The sequence below is a fragment of the Bradyrhizobium sp. genome (assembly GCF_047605465.1).
Taxonomy (GTDB): Bacteria; Pseudomonadota; Alphaproteobacteria; order Rhizobiales; family Xanthobacteraceae; genus Bradyrhizobium.
The window spans coordinates 222,142-241,540 of the sequence record NZ_JASGFS010000002.1 but is presented as its reverse complement, the minus strand read 5'-3'; the positions used below and the strand labels follow the sequence as shown (position 1 = coordinate 241,540).

At 59.2% G+C, this 19,399-nt stretch carries 18 protein-coding genes; 9 read left to right on the top strand and 9 right to left on the bottom strand.

Annotation, left to right across the window (positions count from 1 at the left end; translation table 11 throughout):
* Positions 1 to 209 precede the first annotated feature (209 nt).
* Both QM712_RS03075 and QM712_RS03070 read left to right on the top strand, forming a co-directional pair.
* Positions 210 to 1,412, top strand: coding sequence for a glycosyltransferase family 4 protein (locus QM712_RS03075; protein WP_415021563.1), 1,203 nt, complete (start codon positions 210 to 212; stop codon positions 1,410 to 1,412).
* Positions 1,413 to 1,448: 36 nt separating this feature from the next.
* Entirely contained in the window at positions 1,449 to 2,552 is a 1,104-nt protein-coding gene (locus QM712_RS03070) for a glycosyltransferase (RefSeq protein WP_415021562.1), read from the top strand.
* On the opposite strand, the gene QM712_RS03065 is transcribed toward QM712_RS03070, so the two are convergent.
* The 7 genes from QM712_RS03065 to QM712_RS03035 form a co-directional block, all read right to left on the bottom strand.
* Positions 2,512 to 3,906 (bottom strand): O-antigen ligase family protein, encoded by a 1,395-nt coding sequence (locus QM712_RS03065; RefSeq protein ID WP_415021561.1) that lies wholly within the window; start codon positions 3,904 to 3,906, stop codon positions 2,512 to 2,514. The two genes, QM712_RS03070 and QM712_RS03065, sit on opposite strands and share 41 nt — an antisense overlap.
* 75 nt (positions 3,907 to 3,981) lie before the next feature.
* Positions 3,982 to 5,280: a lipopolysaccharide biosynthesis protein gene (locus QM712_RS03060; RefSeq protein ID WP_415021560.1), complete on the bottom strand. Its 1,299-nt coding sequence runs from the start codon at positions 5,278 to 5,280 to the stop codon at positions 3,982 to 3,984.
* 155 nt (positions 5,281 to 5,435) lie between these two features.
* The gene (locus QM712_RS03055) at positions 5,436 to 6,194 is read right to left on the bottom strand and encodes a hypothetical protein (RefSeq protein ID WP_415021559.1); all 759 of its coding nucleotides are present in this window, start codon (positions 6,192 to 6,194) and stop codon (positions 5,436 to 5,438) included.
* An 8-nt stretch (positions 6,195 to 6,202) separates the two neighbouring features.
* The gene (locus QM712_RS03050) at positions 6,203 to 8,608 is read right to left on the bottom strand and encodes a polysaccharide biosynthesis tyrosine autokinase (protein ID WP_415021558.1); all 2,406 of its coding nucleotides are present in this window, start codon (positions 8,606 to 8,608) and stop codon (positions 6,203 to 6,205) included.
* 106 nt (positions 8,609 to 8,714) lie between these two features.
* Positions 8,715 to 9,308, bottom strand: a complete 594-nt coding sequence (locus QM712_RS03045; RefSeq protein WP_415021557.1) for a hypothetical protein — start codon at positions 9,306 to 9,308, stop codon at positions 8,715 to 8,717.
* A gap of 198 nt (positions 9,309 to 9,506) precedes the next feature.
* A complete protein-coding gene (locus tag QM712_RS03040) occupies positions 9,507 to 10,982 on the bottom strand; it encodes an O-antigen ligase family protein (RefSeq protein ID WP_415021556.1) in 1,476 nt (491 codons plus the stop codon).
* A 165-nt stretch (positions 10,983 to 11,147) separates the two neighbouring features.
* The gene (locus QM712_RS03035) at positions 11,148 to 12,374 is read right to left on the bottom strand and encodes a polysaccharide biosynthesis/export family protein (protein WP_415021555.1); all 1,227 of its coding nucleotides are present in this window, start codon (positions 12,372 to 12,374) and stop codon (positions 11,148 to 11,150) included.
* A gap of 241 nt (positions 12,375 to 12,615) precedes the next feature.
* Between QM712_RS03035 and QM712_RS03030 the strand changes: the two genes are divergently transcribed.
* The 3 genes from QM712_RS03030 to QM712_RS03020 all read left to right on the top strand — a co-directional run bounded on the left by QM712_RS03030 (position 12,616) and on the right by QM712_RS03020 (position 15,085).
* The gene (locus QM712_RS03030; protein WP_415021554.1) at positions 12,616 to 13,212 is read left to right on the top strand and encodes a hypothetical protein; all 597 of its coding nucleotides are present in this window, start codon (positions 12,616 to 12,618) and stop codon (positions 13,210 to 13,212) included.
* 90 nt (positions 13,213 to 13,302) lie between these two features.
* The gene (locus tag QM712_RS03025; RefSeq protein ID WP_415021553.1) at positions 13,303 to 13,581 is read left to right on the top strand and encodes a hypothetical protein; all 279 of its coding nucleotides are present in this window, start codon (positions 13,303 to 13,305) and stop codon (positions 13,579 to 13,581) included.
* 205 nt (positions 13,582 to 13,786) lie between these two features.
* A complete protein-coding gene (locus QM712_RS03020) occupies positions 13,787 to 15,085 on the top strand; it encodes a hypothetical protein (RefSeq protein ID WP_415021552.1) in 1,299 nt (432 codons plus the stop codon).
* 2 nt (positions 15,086 to 15,087) lie between these two features.
* Here the strand turns inward: QM712_RS03020 and QM712_RS03015 are convergent, their stop codons facing one another.
* Complete coding sequence (locus QM712_RS03015) at positions 15,088 to 15,615, bottom strand: transglutaminase-like cysteine peptidase (RefSeq protein WP_415021551.1); 528 nt, start codon at positions 15,613 to 15,615, stop codon at positions 15,088 to 15,090.
* Between the two features lie 283 nt (positions 15,616 to 15,898).
* Here QM712_RS03015 and QM712_RS03010 point away from each other — a divergent pair, with 283 nt between their 5' ends.
* Together QM712_RS03010 and QM712_RS03005 are read left to right on the top strand one after the other, a co-directional pair.
* On the top strand, positions 15,899 to 16,678 hold the full coding sequence (locus QM712_RS03010; RefSeq protein WP_415021550.1) for a metallophosphoesterase family protein: 780 nt from the start codon (positions 15,899 to 15,901) through the stop codon (positions 16,676 to 16,678).
* 29 nt (positions 16,679 to 16,707) lie between these two features.
* On the top strand, positions 16,708 to 17,325 hold the full coding sequence (locus QM712_RS03005; RefSeq protein WP_415021549.1) for a hypothetical protein: 618 nt from the start codon (positions 16,708 to 16,710) through the stop codon (positions 17,323 to 17,325).
* A gap of 11 nt (positions 17,326 to 17,336) precedes the next feature.
* Here the strand turns inward: QM712_RS03005 and QM712_RS03000 are convergent, their stop codons facing one another.
* Complete coding sequence (locus QM712_RS03000) at positions 17,337 to 18,482, bottom strand: hypothetical protein (RefSeq protein WP_415021548.1); 1,146 nt, start codon at positions 18,480 to 18,482, stop codon at positions 17,337 to 17,339.
* A 208-nt stretch (positions 18,483 to 18,690) separates the two neighbouring features.
* On the opposite strand from QM712_RS03000, the gene QM712_RS02995 reads away from it, so the two are divergent.
* Both QM712_RS02995 and QM712_RS02990 read left to right on the top strand, forming a co-directional pair.
* On the top strand, positions 18,691 to 19,029 hold the full coding sequence (locus QM712_RS02995; RefSeq protein ID WP_415021547.1) for a hypothetical protein: 339 nt from the start codon (positions 18,691 to 18,693) through the stop codon (positions 19,027 to 19,029).
* Between the two features lie 87 nt (positions 19,030 to 19,116).
* Positions 19,117 to 19,383, top strand: a complete 267-nt coding sequence (locus QM712_RS02990; protein ID WP_415021546.1) for a hypothetical protein — start codon at positions 19,117 to 19,119, stop codon at positions 19,381 to 19,383.
* Positions 19,384 to 19,399: the final 16 nt, after the last annotated feature.

Sequence of the window (19,399 nt, the reverse complement as noted above, 5' to 3'; positions counted from 1 at the left end):
GCTTACCTGCGCGCTTCGGCCCGGTCCCATCGCGTATAACGCGTTAACCGCGGGAGGGGCCCGGCCTTGCCGTCAAGGCTCCGGCCGCATAGGCTCGCCAAACGCTCCCCCTGTTACTCGGCAAAAGTTGGTCTCGAGCTGGTTTCCTTCGCCCGCCGTGGTTCGGGCCATATTGGTTAACCGACCACCATATCCATGGAAAGGAAACGATGCGGATCCTGCTAGCTCACAACAGGTATCAACAACGTGGCGGCGAGGATATCGTTTTCGAGCAGGAAGCCAAACTGCTCGCCGAAGCCGGCCACGAGGTCGGGGAGTTCGTTATATCGAACGACACCATCGAAAGCGTTGCCTCGAAGGCAGCCACCTTTCTCAACATTCTCGACAATCGACGGATCGTGCAGCAATTCGCCGAGCAGGTCACGTCCTTTAAGCCCGAGCTCGTTCACTTTCACAACTTCTTCCCGAGGCTCAGCCCCGCTGCCGTAGCTTATAGTGTTCAGAGCAATATCCCAACCGTGCACACCCTGCACAACTTCCGACATGTATGTGCCGGGGGGATGTTCTTGCGCAACGATTCCGTCTGTCAGTTGTGCCTGAAGCATCCGATGCGGCTACCGGCAGTCATCCATCGATGCTATCGAAATTCAGCGATCGGGTCATACGCCGTTACCCGAGTGGGCCATCGCTTTCGGCAGTTGCTGGATAAACACCCGCATCACCTCACGCTCATCGCGCTGACAGAATTCGTTCGCCAGCAAATGATCAGCGACGGATTCCCTCCGTCGCAGATCGTTACGAAGCCGAATTCGGTTCCGGATGCCGGGATTGGGGGGCAGACACGAGAAAGACGTGTTCTGTTCGTTGGCCGCCTCAGCAGCGAAAAGGGCGTGAGCTTCTTTATCGAGCTTGCAAAATCGGTCGACGCGATTTTCGAGATCATTGGAGATGGTCCTGAGAAGGACCAGCTCAGCGCCAACGCTCCACGCAACGTCGTATTCCGAGGCTGGCTTGATCATCAAGCCGTGCTCGAGAGAATCAAATCAGCTGCCGTGGTCGTCGTACCGTCTCGCTGGTTCGAGGGCTTCTCACTGATCGTCGCCGAGGCCTTCTCCACCGCCACCCCCGTCGTCGTTTCACGAATGGGATCGCTGGCTGAACTGGTCGAAGACGACATCTCCGGCTTCACGAGAGAGCTGGACGACTTCCCGTCCTGGAAGGAGGCGATCGAACGATTGCTCAACACACCTCAACTGGCCAGAGATCTGGGCAGAGGTGCACGCCTGGCTTTCGAGAGGAAATTCACGAGAGAGAGAAACCTGCAGCGATTGTCGGAGATATATTCCGCTGCCATAGAGCGCGCGACCATGGCTTCCGGACAACCCCTCGCATCCACTTCCGCGGCTGGATAACGGCGACATTTTTCAATTTTGGATTGAATATCGGAAATGAAGATCGCGTTCGTCACAAACATCATCGCCCCGTATACGCACGCAGTTTTTGAGGCCGTCTGCAAGTCTCCCGAAGACCGGCTTCAGGTATTGTGCTGCAGCGACAACGAGCCTTCACGAGCCTGGAACGTACCGCCCCCCTCGAATTATTCGGTCGTCATTCTCGAAGGCATGAGACTTCATCGCAGCTATACGCAGCATATTTATCTCAACCCAGGCGTTTGGTCTGCTTTGAGTGCCTTCGATCCGGACGTCGTCTTCATCAATGCGTTCTCACCGACGATGGTTATCGCAGCGGCCTGGGCACGCATTCACCGCCGCCCCTACTGCGTCACGACCGATGGCTGGAAACTTACGGATCCGGGCGAGTGGTCCAGAATACACCGGCTATTCCGGAGACTTCTCGTTCCTCGCGCGGCATTCGGGCTTGGTGCCGGCGAGCTCAGCCTGGAGCTTTTAGAGAGCTACGGACTTCCGCGATCGCGGTTGTTGAAACTTCCAATTGTGTCGTCGGTACCTCGGCCTACGTCGTATTCTTCCGTGACTGAGCGACCGTTCGACTTGCTGTGGTGCGGCAATATCGATGATGAGAGAAAAGGTGTCTACTTCTTCTGCCGGGTGGTCGAGAAATTGAAGTTGCTACAGGGCACGTTACGCGTTCGCGTGGCTGGGAACGGCGAACTTCGAGAGTGGCTTCAAGACAGGTTGGCCGATCTCGGGGTTGAATTTCAGTTTGACGGTTACCTGCAAGCTCAAGATCTTGCATCGTTCTACAACTCGGGGCGTCTGTTCTTATTTCCGTCTCGTGGAGACCCGTGGGGCCTGGTCGTGAACGAAGCAATGTCCGCGGGAACGCCAACCATCGCTTCGAGTAAATCTGCATCCGGTCTGGAGCTATCGAAACGCAGCGGCGGCGTCATTTGTCTCGACCTCGACGAAGATAAATGGGTCGAAGCTGCCTACCGCCTATTGCAGAACTCGGACCATTGGAAAAGCCTCTCTGCCGCCAACATCCAGCTCGCTGAGCAGTTTACCGTCGAGGAACCGGCCGCTAACTTGCTTAGAGCCGCCCAAGAGGCAACCCGCGCCGCAGCTCGATAGCTCGTGTGAACGAGTTACCTTTGAGTCGGCCCAGAGCGGGACCTCTTTTGCTGGACGATCGATAGGCACGATCGACACCGAAGTAGATCCAGAAGGCGATAACGCAGGCAAGCGAGTTCTGTGTGAGAATCCCGCTGTCCAGCGCCGACCCCAACACGGTCCATATGATAAGCAGCAGCGGGATTACTTTGTATTTCGAGGAATCCCTGAGGTAGAATCTCACGGACCTTCCGAATCCGACGAGCAACATCCAGCAGAAGAAGGCGGCTCCCATCGCACCGAATTGGATGAGTAGATCCAAATAGACGCTCTCGAATGTCGAGAAACCTCGCCCCCCCGCGAGATCCGCCAAGTAGCTTCCAGGCGCCCCAGCAACGTCGGTGAAAAATCCGTCAAACCCGTAACCCAATAACGGCTTATCCAGGAAGAATCTCGGCCAGAGCTGAAACAGCTCCTCGCGACCGGTAAGACTCCAAGACCGCCCGAAGAAAAAGATCCACCCGCTGTCCCCCATGAGGAAGTAGAAGATTCCGCCTGAAACGATAGCTCCGCCCAAGAGAAGGAACATCCGAGTATTTCGCGCGAGGAAAGCTCGGACCAGCATGGTGACGACGGCACTGATTAGCAGAAACAGCAATCGCCCCACCGCCCCACACAGCAGCAGCGCGATGAATGATAAAAACGCAAGGGCGATCGATGAACGTTTGGTTTTCTTGGTCTGCGCGCCAAGATAACGTGCCACCGAAATAACCAGAGCGAGAGAGAAGAAAGTTGCCGCGACACTCTTATGGGGAAATAGACCCGCGTAAGAAGTAAGGCCCAGCAGCGTGCCTCGCTCCAGAGGATCGTAAACGATACGTCCCGACAAAAGCGGATACGCGAGGAAGTGCGCGACCGTTACTGTAAAGGAGGTCCAGAAGAACGTTTCGCAGAACTCATCGAGGCTATATCGTACGGAAATCAACAAACCCGCGGCAATTGTTGCTATCAAGAGGCAATACCGCATGACCGAAATGCCCGCGGCACCGGCCACTATGAGAGATAAGAAACCACAGCAAACAAACGCCAGCAATGGAAGGGATCTAAAGACGACTCCGAGGGCAGCTCCCCTCACCATCGCGAGCTGAAGCAGCACCATCGAGTACGTGATGAGAAGCAACCCCATGTACAAGGGTGATCCGCCCGACTTCTCCGACAGCTCGCCTTCGTCGAACGTACCGAACAGAAGATAGATTGATCCCGAGAACACCACAAAATAGAAAACCAAGGGAAGCGAATACTTAAACCGCATCATCCCTCGTTGCGGCGACATCCCGCGTGGGTGGATTCTTGGAAACTCCTTCGTTACGGTCATTCGATCCCCGCATCGAGTTCAGTGAAAACCCGGAAGGTCATTCGCACCAACTTGCCCTGTCGACCCAAATCCATATCAGGCCTGCTCCCGGATTTGGTGAGAGTTCCGTCGGATGAGTGTCATTAAAACGACCAGACCTGCGAGATTTGTCACCAACATGCCGACCCCGGAGCCGAAAATCCCGAACCGCTGAAGCGCAGGAACTACAATCAGAGCTCCCATCAGAAACGCAAATGCATCGGCCAAAAAAATTGGCTTGGTATTGCGCGTCGCGCGGAATGCCATCGCATATATGGACCTGGCTCCGCTCAACGCGGTTGCAATGGCCCAGAACAGTAGCAGATCGGAATATTGAGTGTAGTCGACATTCAAGAAAAATTGGATCAGTTCGTTTCCGAACCACCACAATATCGAGCCAGACACGATTACGCCCACGAATACAACTACCGCGATAAGGTTAACGAGACGCACATAGGACCTCTCACCCTCCTCCGCGGCGAGGGCAAGTTGCCTTGGAATTGTGTTCTCGAACGTTTGCATGCCGGCGACTAAGAGGCCGAATATCTGCTGGCTTATCCGGATTGCTGCGACGGCGCGGTCGCCGAAGACAATCCCGGTCGCGAATGTAAACGTCTGTTCGTATCCGGAATTAAAAACCGACGACAGCAAAAGCCAGCGGGACATTTGCCAGTGGCGCAACCATGCCGTGACTGAAAAATGCCGATCAGGGAGTCGCAGGTGATCGAACATCAGATCAGCCGCAACGGAAGCGATATTGGCGAGAACCAAGATGCCGACCACGTCCAGCAACTCGATCGAGTGCGCCATGCGATGCATGCACAAAAGCGCTATCGGTGGCGGGAGGTTTCGCACGAAGCTCAACCTCAGTCCTGCCCATGGCCGCGCACGGGCGAATGCCGCTCGTCTAAGCGTATCCTGGGCGGGAACAATCGAGAAAAAGATCGCCACGACCAGCATCTCGCCATTGGAGGCCGCAGCACCAGTACGCAAGCGATAGATCGCATAGACGAAAGACAGCACGACCGCTGACACAGCACCCAGAACTATCGCTGCCAAGAACAGGAAGCCTCGATAGCGTTCGGCATCTTCGTTCATGGAGCCAAACAGCACCATGCCAGGAGACGATATCAGGGAGGCAAGTATCACTCCGCCAAAGACTGAAAGAATCAGCACGAAGCCGACACTTCCAAGAAGCTCGAGACCCGCAATTCGTGCAATCACCACGCTCAGGAGCAAGCTGGAAAGACTGATTACGGCCTGATCAGCGATCGCGAGCGACGCCTGCTTGGAGTATGCAATCCATGCAAAAATCCTCCAAAGCTCGTGGTACCGTGACTTGTATTGATGCTCCATGACTAACGACGAAATCCGACACGATCGCTACAAACCGCCAATAGCACAGTTCCAGGCCCGTAATCAGCGCAGTAACAGTTAATACTTGCCGACGATTGATCTTGGTTACGAACCTGTCTGGCAGCGCGGCTGCGGCTCCTGGCGCAGACCATCAACTAGAATGGCGTCTCGAGCTTGAGCAATCCATCCCGTGCCCCTGGCGGAATGCGCTCTTCGCCATCCCTGCCTTCCAGAGCTCGCAAGAACCAGCCACGAGTGTCCGCATCCAGGACGCCGATGAGTTTCTCGCGTATCGGCCCGTCCAGCCCCGACAGAGTGCCTGCTGCATTCTGACCGAGACCGGAGTGTACCAGCGACCCGAATTCCGCAACGACGCGGTCCGTCACATCAGGCGGAAGCGACGCAAACATACGGACCGCAAGAGGATTTCGCCGGGTTGCTATCCAGCCCTCATTTGGCCCGAGCAGATAAGACATTCGAAGCAACCGCGGATCCGCCGATGTCTTCCCTTGCACACTTTCTAGCCAATAGGCGGTCAGCCAGAGAAACGCATCCGCTGGATCCCTGGCAAGCGCAGAACCCACCAGCTGGGAAGTCGCATCAAGATCCGGATTATAGCCTTCCTTCTGGGAAGCACTTTCCAGTTCGTCCAGCTTGAGACGCACGACGACGGCTCGGCTCAGCGTTGTCGATCGGAGCGTAGAAATGTTCTTGCCGGCGAGCTCGCGCCCGAGTTCGTTCGACTGGACAGTCTGGTATTGCTCGCCGGAAAGAATATGCTGGGCGGAAACGACGAGTGAAGCTTCGTCACGGAAGACGGGAAACGTGGAAGCCGCCCAGGCAACACCTAACAGGCCCAACGAAACACCAAGTATGCGAGCAAGCCCGAGCGTTGGCGAGCCGCTCGACCTCATCTCGGATCTCATTCCGTATAGCCATACTGGCCGTAATATCGCTTGGCATGATAGCCGCCGTAGTGCCCTTCGTATCTGCCGAGCACGTTGATATCGGCCTTGTTAAGAACCACACCCAACAGCAGCTCATAGATCTCCGGAGCACTCAACAGCTGTTGCTGGACGAGACTCTTCCGCGTCTTTCCCCATTCGACAACGTAAAGGTAAGAATCAACCACCTTCGTTGTTGCACGGACGTCGACGACCGGAGCCAGGGGAGGAAGATCGATGATGACGTAATCGTAGGTCGCACGAAGGCTATCAATGAGCGTCTTGAATTCATCCGACGCCAGGATTTCGTTAGTGTGAGCGATGCGCGCCTTCAAACGCGTCGGAACGAAGGCCAAGCCCGTTTGCTCGTCGTAGCAAGCCACATCCTTCAACGATAGCTCGCCGCCGATCACCTCGATAAGCCCAGCCTTTGCATCAGGCTTCAGCGAACGCGAGAGTGTTGGATTTCTAAGATCTCCATCGACCAGAATGACCCGCTTACCCGAATGAGCGATGAGCTCGGCGAAGTTGGCAGCAACTGTCGACTTTCCTTCTCCAGGAAGAGTGGATGTGACGCCGATAACCCGGTGGTTTACACTACCGATATCCGCCGCGATCTTGATCGAGCGAAACGCCTCGGCAAAGGCTGACAGCGGTTGATCGACGACCTCGCGCAGGAACTCCCTGTTGCTTGCGAATTTCATTCTCCTTTCGGGAGGGACCTGCACGGCCTCGGCGGCAGCATCGCCTGGAGAACGCTTACTCATGACGATCACGTCCGACGGCCGCGGATCGATGCCCGCGGAATCACCCTTTCGCCCGGCAAACAACCCATTCTTGTCTCGGGTCGCGGGTGAAATGGCAGAAGACCGCAATTTAGGCAGAACCGCCAAGCAAGTGACTTGGAGCAGACTCTCGATATGGCGCGCGGTCCTGAACACCTGGTCGACCGCCTCGCGCAGGACCGCGGCTCCGAAGCTGAGAATGACGCCGATCAGGGTGGCGATACCAAGAGCAAGAAAGGGCTTCGGCCCGCTCTTCTGCGTCGGCGGGGCCGCAGCGCTGATCACGCGAGCCTCAGTAATTGGAAACGATTGCTGCTGAATCGCTTCCATGTAGCGCTGCAGGAAGTTGTCGTAGAGCGTGTGATAAACTTTCGCGGTGCTCTCAAGGTCCCGCAACCCCAGGCGATCCCGGTTCGTGGTTTGCGAATTTGTGATGAGGCTCTTCAGATTTTGCTCAAGCCCTTCAACGCGGGATTTCGCAATTTCATAGTCGCTCTTGTAGCCTTCGGCGATGCGGCCCAACTCATCCAGAATGGATCGACGCAACTCCGCCATCTGGGTCCTTAGATTGACTGCAGCCAAATGGTTGGAGCCATATCGAGCGGACCAGATGGACTCCTTCGCGGCGAGATCGAGATAGTTGTTCCTGAGGCGAGTGATGACCTCGTTCTTCAGCGAGTCCGCGACGGTTGCATCCATCGTGGCATCGGGCGCGTCTTTCTTCAGAACCTGCGTAATTCGTTCCAGGCGGGCTTTCGCTTCCTCGGCCGCGGCGCGCGCCCCACCGAGTTGAGAGTTCAACTCCTCCAGCTGCTGCTCGCCCAACAGCCGAGTGCCGCCCCCTGAGCCACCGTTGACCGAAACGATGTTGTTCTTTTCCTTGTAGTCCTGCACGGCTCGATCCGCGTCAGAGACCTGCTGGCGAAGTTCTTTGATACGGTCCTGAAGCCAGCGGCTCGCTCGCCGCGTTGCCTGGTACTTGGATTCGAGCTGATCGACGATGTAGGCGTCAGCGATGGCATTGGCGATCGCAGCCGCCCGGTTGGGATCCAGCGAGGTAAATCCGATGTCGAGAACGTAGGTACGACCTACGCGAGACACCGTTCGCTGGCTGAGAAACGTGCCAAGCGCACCACGTGTGAGGGCCGTATCGGATTTGACGTCAGGCGCGGCAAACAGGCCCCTGACCACGCCGAGAACTCCGCCGCCAACCCCCGTGAACTCGGGGTCTTGCGTCAAGTTCAGATCCTTGATGACAGAAAGTCCGATCCCCTCGGACTTCAGAATCTCGACCTGCGTCTCCACCTGCGAGGTGTCTATCGGGATATCGCCGAGCGGCGCTTCCTGTCCCTGCAGCACGCGAAGCTTGCTCGAGTCGATCAGCAGCATCGCGTGGGACGTGAAACTGGGCGGGGTCGTGAAGATATAGACTGCGCCAACCGCCAGCGAACAGGCCACGAAGAAGATGAATATCGGAAATTGCCGCCGTACAAATCCCGTAAGCTGATCGATCAGATCTGTGATCGGGACCGCATCATCGGACCCATCCGGCACCATCCGAGCGCCGGGCTGCTCGCTGAATTTCAAGCGCGCATCCATTTATAATGCCTTTGTCACCAATAGGGCCAAGCATGATCGACCCGCCTGTAATGGCGAGTCGACGGCAGCGCTCGAAAAGGAACTTATCGGTCCTGGCGATCGAGCGTCAGAACGGGCTTACCGGCGTCACTCCGCCCAATCCCGACCCACTCGTCAAGCTGAATCGGCTTGCGGTGAAGGTATTTCCGTCAGGACCGTTACTGGAGTTTGACCCTCCCGAGGGGGGACCAGAAGCGGTCGGACCACCGCCGCCACCGCCGCCGCCACCGCCGGACGCGGCAGTTCCAGTATCGCCGGCAGCTTCGGCATATGCCTTTTGGAACTCAGGAAGACCCGAGGCAACAACATCCTGCTGGATCCTATTTGCCGAAGCAGGATCGTTGGCCGAGGCGTAAGCCTTCGCAGCCGTCGCCAGACCTTGAGCGATCGACTTGCGCTGATCCTCGTTTGCGTTTCTCGCAAGAGCGATGATCGCGGCAACCGTATTCTTATCGGCACTCGCCAGGTCAGAAATTTGGCTGACTAGCCCCTGACCGCCGTTAGGAAACTGGCCAAGCAACTGGCCAGGATTGGCCTGAAATGCCGAAATCTGCGCCGGGGACAAATTCGGTGTTTGTCCGCCTACCTGGGCATTTGCCACTTGCGCCGAGAATGTGAGCGCCGCACCTACGAGCAATTTAACGGCAAACCGCATCGTCATTTTTTAAATCTCCTGGCGACCTCGTCGGCCAATATCGCCGATAGCGCCGGCATTTAAGAAAAAGCTAACTGACTATAGCGGACGCATAACAAATACAAAAGCGCTATATGAGCCCCACCAATTCCGCATCAAGCCATTGAAAAGGCTGGTATATTTTTGATTTTACGTGGCAATGGAGAACATTAGTGGAAATTAACACTAATGGAGACCAGGGACCTCCCTTTTTGCGCGTGCCGCACTGCTCTCTCGACTGACATGCCGGCGTATTCGCGGCGCTGTACGCAACATCGCTTGCGAGACGCCCAATCCCACAAGTGAGAAGACCACGATCGAATATCCGGCAACCTGCAAGGGGAAATCGATCGACGAGTGGACGAGCGCTATCATCAAAACGGCAAACGCCGACAATGGCACTGCTATGTGCCGACGGCGGCCGCGCAAGGCCGCAGCCACAACGACGAGTATGACGGCCCACGCAATGCCAACGACGATCGTTAGGGGAATGCCGAGCTCCGCGGCGAATTCGAGATGGGTGTTGTGCGCTACGTCCCACAAGCCCTGCATGGAGAGGTTGTCGCTTCGATAGGCCGGAAACGCATGCCCGAACGTTCCAAGTCCCGTTCCAAACCAGGGGTTGTCAGCAATGATCTTCAGTGTCGATCGGTAGACCGACAGTCGCCCCTCATCGCTCAGTCCCTGCAAGTCGAAGCGTCGTCCAACGTTTCCGCCAAGTACCTGCAGCAGCACGAGCGCGGTGAGCACGCCGCCGGTGAGGACGCCAAGCACACCAAGCCCACGCGGCATGTCTCGGCCAAAATAGATGACGAACGTCACGGTCATGACTGAGATCGAAATAAGCACCCCGCCGCGGGAATTCGTCATGAACATCGCGGAGAGGCAGACGAACAGCATCAGGAAGCGGATGAGAACATCCTTGCCGGCGTGCACCACGAGATCCTGCGGCAATCTCGTCCAGTTGATCCGACCGCGCGGCAGACAGCCCCTGACAGCCGCCATCAGCAGGACAAGCCATACGACCGAGCATGAGCCGAAATAGGCGGCCGCCGTATTCCGGTTGATGAACGTCGCGGTGAGGCTGCCGATATAGGCGGTCTTCTCGCGCCAGAGGATGTGCGACGGATCGAGTAATAGCCCGAAGATTCCGTACAGGGCGTAGCCTCCGCCCGCCCAGGCCATGACCCTCACCCCGCGGCGCGCACGGTCGGAGTCCGAGCCGACGATCAATCCCAGCGTAAGCGCGAGCACGTTGGCCAGAGGCAGCCCGAGTGCAAAGAACGGCTCGCCCCTGATGATGGATACCGATGGCACGAGGGGCTTGCCGAGAGCTTCCGAGGCCTTGTCCCAGATTGGGTTGAAAGGCGCGATCCATGGATGATCCGAAAGCTGCTCGTGCAGCACGAAGGCGAAACACAAAACGACAAAGAAGATCCCGGCAAGGAGGATCAGATGGCTCCTCCGCAGCCGCTTTGTCGGCGCACAGATCAGTCCAATGCCCAGAAGCGCACACCACAGGGCGATCGTGGTTGCGTCTCGCGAGCCGAACAGAAAAGGCGGCCCGGCCAGCGCCATATAGATGATCGCGGCAGAGATTTTGCCTAGCAAATCGCGTCGTCTAGGCGCCTCGCGGCCACCAGTGAGTTGCGGCAGGGCCAACTTGCTGATGTCTCGAATTGAAAACTGCTATCACGAACGCAGCCGCGGTTTACCCGCCGCCAACGACGGAACGGGCTCCCGCTTCATAGTCGGCCTGACGCCTTTTAACCCAATCAAGTCGTCAGGCAGCGAAGCGGGATCCCCGAAGGCATCTCGACGCCGAGATTACTGGAACACGGCCGTGCTGGCCCCGCGGATGGTGTTGTACACCGCAAATCCGTTGTTCGTCAGGGTCATGCCGTTGTTGACCGTATTCATGATCGAGTCGATGGACGATGTGAACTTGGCAACGTCGACCGATTCAGCATTCGCGACGAAGACGACGTCCTGATTGCGCATCTGAACGTTGGTCGCCAGGAAGTACCCTCCCGGAGCCCGGAAGCTGGTGCTGAAGATGACGGGAATCAGCTCACCCGTGAACTTGCTGACATCGACGCCCAGCTGTTCCGCCAATTCACGCGGCTCGAGCCGATAGAGGAACACCGATCCCGGATCCGCCTGGTTGTCGACCAGACCACCGGCCTTGCCGACGGCTTCCGCCAGGTTGATGCGCCAGGCGTCGAAATTGTACTCGCCTTGCGTACCCGTCGCGCCGAAGGCGAGGAATTTCTGCTGCTCGCGGTAGACGTAGATGCGGTCGCCCGGCTGCACGTAGATGTTGTTCGAGGGCTCGTACACCAGATTGGCGAAGGGCACCGTCGCGCGCTTGTTGCCGCGCTGCAGCATCACCCAGCTCTCGAAGCCCTGGCCCTTGATGCCGCCGGCGCGTGTGATGGCGTCCGTGACCCGGTCCTGGGCGCCGTAGGCGGCCGCGGGGAAGCGGTTGGGCGTGTTGACCTCGCCGAACACCGAAATGAGCGACGTCCGCTGCTGCGACAGCGACACCACGACCTGCGGCTCGATGGCGCGGTTCTTGATGCGGTTGACGATGTCCTGCTGGATTTCACCGTTGTAGCGCCCCGCAGCCTTCACGAGGCCCGCATAGGGAACGCTGATGTTGCCGTCGTTGTCGACCGTCTGATCCGGGATCGTGACGAAGTTGCCCGGGCGGACGCCGGCCTCGGTCGGGATGAACAAGCCGCCTGCGGCTGCTTCGAAGATGGTGACGCTGACGACGTCGCCGACGCCGAACTTGATCTTGGCCGGCGGCACGTATTTGTCGGGGAACACGCCCGAGAGGCCCCGCGGCTCATAGCGAGCCAACGCCGAGACCGTTTCCGGCGTCAGCTTGACGACGGCATACTGGAGTTTCGAAGTCGTCTCCGGTGCCGTGGCATCCGCGTTGAGACGGACTTGATGGGCGTAGGGTCCCGACGCGGGAACCCACGAGCAACCGCCGAGCGCAATGGCCAACGCAGGAAAAACTACTTGGGCAAATTTCCGCTGAAACATCGTAAGGGCCCCATCCGATCCTGAATGGTTATGGCAAGGCATCTGCTCAAACAAGCGAACTCGGTCCAGATCCCGAGCAATAGCCTTGGGGTGCGCCAAAATTGCAACAACAGTCCCGCCGTTCAATTCTAATCAAAATACTATATATTTCATTAAGTTAGTAAGTTCAGATACGGCCATCGGCCAGATTTCGTTTTTTAAGCAGCGGAGAAACTTCATGCGCGGGGCACGGACGCTCTTGATGACCTTGGTGCTGACCGCCGGAACCACGCCTGCGCTCGCTCAAGGCGACTCGACGCTGGATTTCGAGCGCTGCCGGGCCATCAACGAAAGTCAGGCTCGTCTGGATTGCTTGAAGAGGCTCCTCTCACCAACGCCGACGGAGAGCGCACCGGCCGTATCCGGCGGCGCCGAAAGCCCGTGGCCGCTGATCAAGACCCCCCGGCCGGGAGGGGGCCCCGATGCGATCGCGGTCATGCGCACACCGGACACATCAAGGTCCGACCCTGATCTGGCCGGATTGATGATCCGCTGCCGCGAGAAGTCGGGGCTTGAGGTCCTTTTGGCCCTCGTTCGGCCTTACCCTCCCCGAAGCAAGAGAGATGTGACCCTGACCTGGGCCGCGTCTGAATCCACCGTCACCGCCATGTCCTCAGACACGGGAACCGCCCTGGTGCTCCCGATCGACCCGACAATGCTTGTGACGGGGCCCGGGCGACAATCCAAGGCGTTGGCCGTCAAAATCCACGATCCGGAAGGGGATATCCGGGGAGTGATCCCCCTCGACGGGGCCTCTGGGTCAATCTCGGTGCTCTCGGCAAGCTGCCCGGCCGGATAGGCCGACAGGATCGAGACCCCGCCCGCCCTGCACCTCCTCTTTAAGGGAACCTTAGCCCACCCCGCCGATTATACCGCTGGAGGGTTGGGTATGAGCATCGTCGCAATTTTGAGTTGGCTGATCGGCGCTGCGCTGGGGATCCGGTTCAAGGTGATGGCTCTGCTTCCAGCAACGGCCGCCGGCTCTATCCTCGTTGCAGCCATTGCAGGGCTGAGGGGCTCGTCGCTCGGATTCGCAGGGATGTCGGCCCTCGTTTTCGTCGTGACGCTCCAGCTTGGCTATCTCGGCGGCTTGGCCGTACGCACCATGGCAAACGCTCAGCACGCACCATCGAGCCGGCACGTTCGCCCAACCATCGTCCGAAGCTGAGGACTGACCGGGCAATTAGCTCGCCCGTTCTAGCTCGCCCCTTTATGCTGCCCCTTCGGCGGCACCCGATCCAACCACGACTCCCGAGCAACCGAACATCGCCGACATCGATCGAGGGCCGCTTGCGGTAACCACACCGCCGGGCTCATTGCAGAGGCGATCTCGTTACATTGCGGACTCCATGATATAGGCGTCCAAGTCATTCATGAAATTTCCGGGTCACCGCTTGTCGATAGCCTTCAGCCTGCTGCTCATTTGCATTGTTTTTGCGTCCGGGGCGACGATCCACGATGGATTAGCGGTACGGTCGCTTCTATCCCTTCTGGCAGCCCTTGCTCTCGTCCTCGTCGGCATGTCCGCGCGCGCCGTGGATATCAAGTTTGTGGGGCAGGCCACCGCGCGACTGAAGCTCGTCGTCGCGATTCCTGCTCTCTGGATGATCGCTCAGATCCTGCCGCTTCCTTCCGGAGCCCACTCTCTATGGGTCTACGCCAATGAGGCGCTCGATCAGCAGGCCTGGGGGCACATCAGCATCGATCTCGGCGAAACATTGCTGTCGCTCGCCTTCTACCTGGCCAACATCATCCTTGTCGTGGTCACGCTGTTCGTGGCCAAGGATCGCAAGAAGGCAGAACTGATCCTCCTGGTGCTGGCATCCGTTTCCGTCGTCATCACGATCGTCCTGCTGCTCGGGCAGGCCGGTCATATCGCACGGCTGGACGCCGGTGACGATGTTCGAAGCGCGATCAGCTCCCTTGGAATCCTGTTATCGTTGGCGAATACGATGAGCGCGCTCGAACGGCTTCGAGGTCGTCAGGACGAGGATCGGGGCCACGTCAAATTCATGCTGGCTGCGAGCGGGATCGCGACGATCTTGTGCATCGGCGGCCTGGCCGCCAGTGCAACCCTGAACGCCGCCCTGATTGCCGCGCTCGGTGTCGTCGTTTTCGGCTCGATCCAGCTCGTGCGCCGCGCCGATCTGGCAGGCTGGGCGACGGCCGTCCTTCTTGCCACCATCGCGATCGCGGCTGTCATGATCGCTGCGTGGCGCTATGATCCAACGCGCATGGTTTCGCCGTTCCTGCAATTTGCCACGGCAGCGTCCGCGGACGCGATCTCGGTCACGACGCGATTGCTGTCCGACGCGGGTCCACGCGGAACGGGTGCCGGCACCTTCGCAGCGCTCGTCCCTCTCTATCAGGACCTCGGCGGCTCGATCACGAGCGCACCGTCGACGGCTGCGTCCTTTGCGATCGAGCTCGGCTGGCCGATGACCCTGATCCTGGCGGCCATCGCCGTTTGGATCATCGTCAACCTGTACCGAGGCGCGCTTGGCCGGGGCCGCGACTCCTTCTATGCGGCCTCGGCCGCGGCATGCGTCGTGGTCATCCTCGGCCAGGCGTTCTGCGACGCCAGCCTTTTGAATTCCGCCGTCGCGATCGTCGGAGACACCATCATCGGGCTGGGGCTGGCGCAGAGCATCAGCGCCAGAACCAGCCCCTGAGTTCAACCCGCCAGGCTGCGGTTACCGAGCGAGGCCCAGAAGTTCGGGTTCTTGGGAGTCTGCATGCGGACCCAGCGATAGGACGCGCGCGTCCACGGCCGGATCTGCGGGGTCAGATTGTCCAGCATGAGATCGCCGGACGAGGTCCGGACTACGAGGATCAGGTGGTGCTCACCCCAGGAGGTGACGACCTCGCTGAGCAGGAGCGCCCGCGCCGGCCATCCGCGCGCCAGCAGTTGGGAACGCTTGCTCACGGCATAGTCGTTGCAATCGCCGCTGGCGGGGTTGATCAGCCATTTCTCGCCGGCAAGGCCCTCGGTGTTCGGCTCGGGCGTGATCGACGAGTTGACGACGTTGTTAACCTCTCTGAGGTCCGCCCAGCGCTGCTCGGTCAGGCGCACGGGGCCGCCCCGGAACACGATGCCTTCAGTCTTGCACTCGTTCTTGTAGCGCATGCAAAACTGCGTATACGCCATCGGCGGCAGGGTATAATTGCCGAAGGAAATGCGCTTGACGACGGAGCCGAGCATGCTCGGCATCCCGACAAAGCCGGCGCTGGCGTTCTGGCATCCGGCAAGGACCATGGTTGCGGCAGTGATTGCAGCAACCCATTTTGACATAGATCGCATCAGGTGGACTCCCCATTCGTTGACCGGACCCTAGGGAGTAAGTTTTGATTTCTCGCTCGAACGGGAGCCGACGTTTGAGGCAAATCCGGACGGTTGGATCGAGATTCGATTAACTATTTTGTTCCTGCCCCCTGCGATCATTGCAGATCAGGGTCCGTTCATCAGGACAGGAAGCGCTGTCGACATGTTTCGTTTGATGCGATCTCGCAGAGTGGCGCGCGAGCCTCGGCTTCCGGAGGGGGTCCGGATCTATGCGTTAGGCGACATCCATGGTTGCGCCGATCTCCTGCGCGATACGTTCGCCATGGTCGATGCGGACCTGGAACGAAACCCTATCGATCGCCCGGTCGAAGTGTTTTTGGGCGACTACATCGATCGAGGCCCTCAATCCAGCCGGACCCTCGACCTTCTGATCGAGCGCAGCCGCACGCGTGAAACCGTATGCCTCAAGGGTAATCATGAAGCCTATTTTCTCGATGTGCTGCGGGACCCCGGCAAGGTCAACGATTGGCGGCAATTCGGCGGCCTGCAGACCCTGATGTCCTACGGAATTAACCCGCCGCTGAACCCCACGGCAGCCGAACGGACCGACCTCGTCAGCACCCTGCTGGGGTTGATGCCGTCAAGCCACCTGCCGTTTCTTCGGGGCCTCAAGCCGTCATTTACCTGCGGGGATTTCTATTTTGTCCACGCCGGCGTGCGCCCCGGGATTCCGCTCAAGGAGCAGCAGGAATCGGACCTGTTGTGGATTCGGAGCGAATTTCTCGAGAGCAACGAAAACTTCGGCAAGTTCATCGTCCACGGACATACACCCGTCGAAACCCCGGACATTCGACCCAACCGCATCAACATCGACACCGGCGCCTATGCGACCGGAAATCTGACGTTGCTAAGCATCGAGGGAAGCAGCATGTTGCCGATACTGGCAGGCGCCGGCAAAGGCCTCAGCGGGACCACGTCATGAGCATCGTTTGGAAATTCAGATCTTTTGCCTTGTTGATTGCAGTTGTCGTCGGGGGCATCGCGATCGCAAATCTGGCCGCTCAGTTTCGGCGTCCGGTACCGCTGCTCTCGATGTCGGTCGTCGCCGACGCGCAATCGGACGACCAGGTCGCCTCGGCAAAGCTGGCGTCAATGCTGATGCCGTTGCGGTCGGACCTCCGATCCGAATATGCCCTTGCGCTGGCGAGCCAGGCGCTCGGCTCGTCGCATGCCATCTCCTCGGAGACGGCGCAGGACGCGGTCAGGAGTTCGTTGAAGATTGGCCCGCATGACTCGCTGATGTGGCTCGTCCTTGCGTTGCTCCAGACCAAGAAGAACCCGGCGGATTCGCGCGCGACGGAATCCCTGAAGATGTCCTATCTCACCGGCCAGAACCGGGCTGACCTGATCCCCGCCCGCCTGGAGAACGTGACGACGAGCAACTCCCTCACCGATATGGACCTGGTCGAGCTCGCGCGCGGCGACGTCCGCGCCATCCTGACGCAGTTGCCCGATCAACGCCCCGCGCTGGCCGCGGATTATCGCCGCGCGTCCGAGGCCGGCAGGCAATTTCTCGAATCGGCCGCGAAGGCCAGCGATCCCAAATTCGTCGAGAGCCTCAGGAAGTAGGCCGCCATCACCTACTTTTTCTGGCACTCGCTATAGAACTGGCCGTTGGTGGCGGCCATTCGCTCCAGGCAATGCCTGAGGTCGGTGATCTGTCCCGCCACCGTGAAGTCGTAGGCCTGACCTTTCAGAACCAGCGCATAGCGCCCCGGTGCCAAGGGCTTGTCGGGATCCTCGCTCTGAACCTCGTACATGTCCGCCTCGTCCTTGCTGGGCGCGGTTCGGTACGGCACCGAGATGTTCCGGATCACCCAGCCATCCTCGGCCTTGGTGGTGACCGGCTTGCCCGCCTTGTCGAAGGTCAGTTCATTTTCGATCTTGGCGATGATCCGGATCTCGGCGCGATCCGCCGCGCTCGTGGCGGAATCCCGGCGATAGACGATGAATTTGAGATGTCCGTCGGGCAGCACGGTGCGACTTGGCGTCGCGATCAGAGCCGAGATGGCGACGCGCATATCGGGAACGCGACCCGGCAGCATATCGAGTTCGTAAAGCTTGTCCGCACTGACCGCGTAGATGCCATAGGCCTTCGGCACGAGCGGCGAGGCCTCCCGCGCGGCCTTCTCGCTCTCCTTCGATGCGGCAGCCGGTGCGGCAACCGCGGCCTGGTTCGGCGAAACGGGCTGAGGCGGCACTGCGGGGGAGCTCGCGACACCGCGAAGCCAGCTGGTCGGGCCGGTCCCGTGAACGGCATAGGAGAGCACCCACGGAAGCGGCAGCATGAGAACCAGCAGCCCGAGAGTCGTCAGCCAGAAAGACCGCCTCTTCGCGGATGTCGGAGCGGCCAGGACCTCGACCATCGGGGAGGCCGGCCGACCCGGCGACCACTGGTCTTCGGCACCATGTGCGGAGGCTCGCGGGGGCGGCAAAGCCGCCGGCCCGTTCGAAACACTGAAATCGTCGTTGTTCTTGACGAAGGTCTCTACGCCCAGGATCGCCGTCTCGAGCGCCTTCGACAGCTTCCGCTGGTCGGGACGGCCTTCGCTCGCGAGCTGCTCTTGCAGCTTGTGCCGCGCCAGCTCGTAGACGGTCTGGCGCAGGTGCTCCGGATCATTCTTGACCGAGTCGATCATGCGCGAGAGGACCAGCGCGAATTCGACCTCCGGCATCGGCGCCGGCAGGGCATCATCGTCTTCTGGTCTTATGATCTCCGAGCCCATTCGATCCGCGCCGCCCCCGATCGACGCATGGTCTGCGCGATCCCAAGAATACCCGGCTAGCATAGTTGGAAGATATCAACCCGCCAATGGCCAGGGGAACACGGGCGGATACGGGCAGTCCGGCAGCCGAGGCGATCGGGTTTCACGGAACGCTTTCAGTATCGAATGGGCCATCTATATTGAACCCATGAAACAGAGACTGACCTTCTTGGCGATCGTTCATCTGGCCACGCTCGGTTCCGTGACGTGCCTCGCCCAGGAGGTGCTCGACGAGGCCCCTCCCCCGCCCGAGATGAGTCGGGAGCAATGGCAGGACACGCTCAAGGCGTCCCGCGAACGGGCTACCCAGATGCGGCGTGAGCGCAAGGGGCTTCCCATCTACCAGCAGTCGACCGCCAAAGACCTTGCCGAAGAGGCCTCAAAACGCATCCTCGAGGATGACAGCCTGCTTCCCGGCGACATCGTCTCGACCAGCCGCGGCCTGTTTCGGTTTCAGGGATCACCGGACCGGGAACGCAGGCCTGACGATTTCGTGCCGGTGCGATGAACGATCACGCTGCGCCAACGTTGCCTGCCCGGCAACGAGTGTTACTATACCGCTCTGCCTCAACGGCTGGGCCATGGGAGTTGGAGCATGCACGCTGACTGGAAACTGATGACAGGTGCCGTGGCGCTGCTTGCAGCGGCAACCCTGATGTTGCCGACCAATGCGTCGGCCATCACCGTCGAGGTCGCCAAGAAGTGCAACGGACTCGTCGAAAAGCAGTTTCCACCCCGTCAGCCGGCCAATCCCGCCGCCGGCAGCGCGAAGGGCAGCGGCCAGGCTCAACGAGAGTTCTTCAAGAAGTGCGTCGACAATGGCGGCAACGTCGATACGACTCCCGAGAAGACCGACAAGTGATTTGAATGGCCTCGGC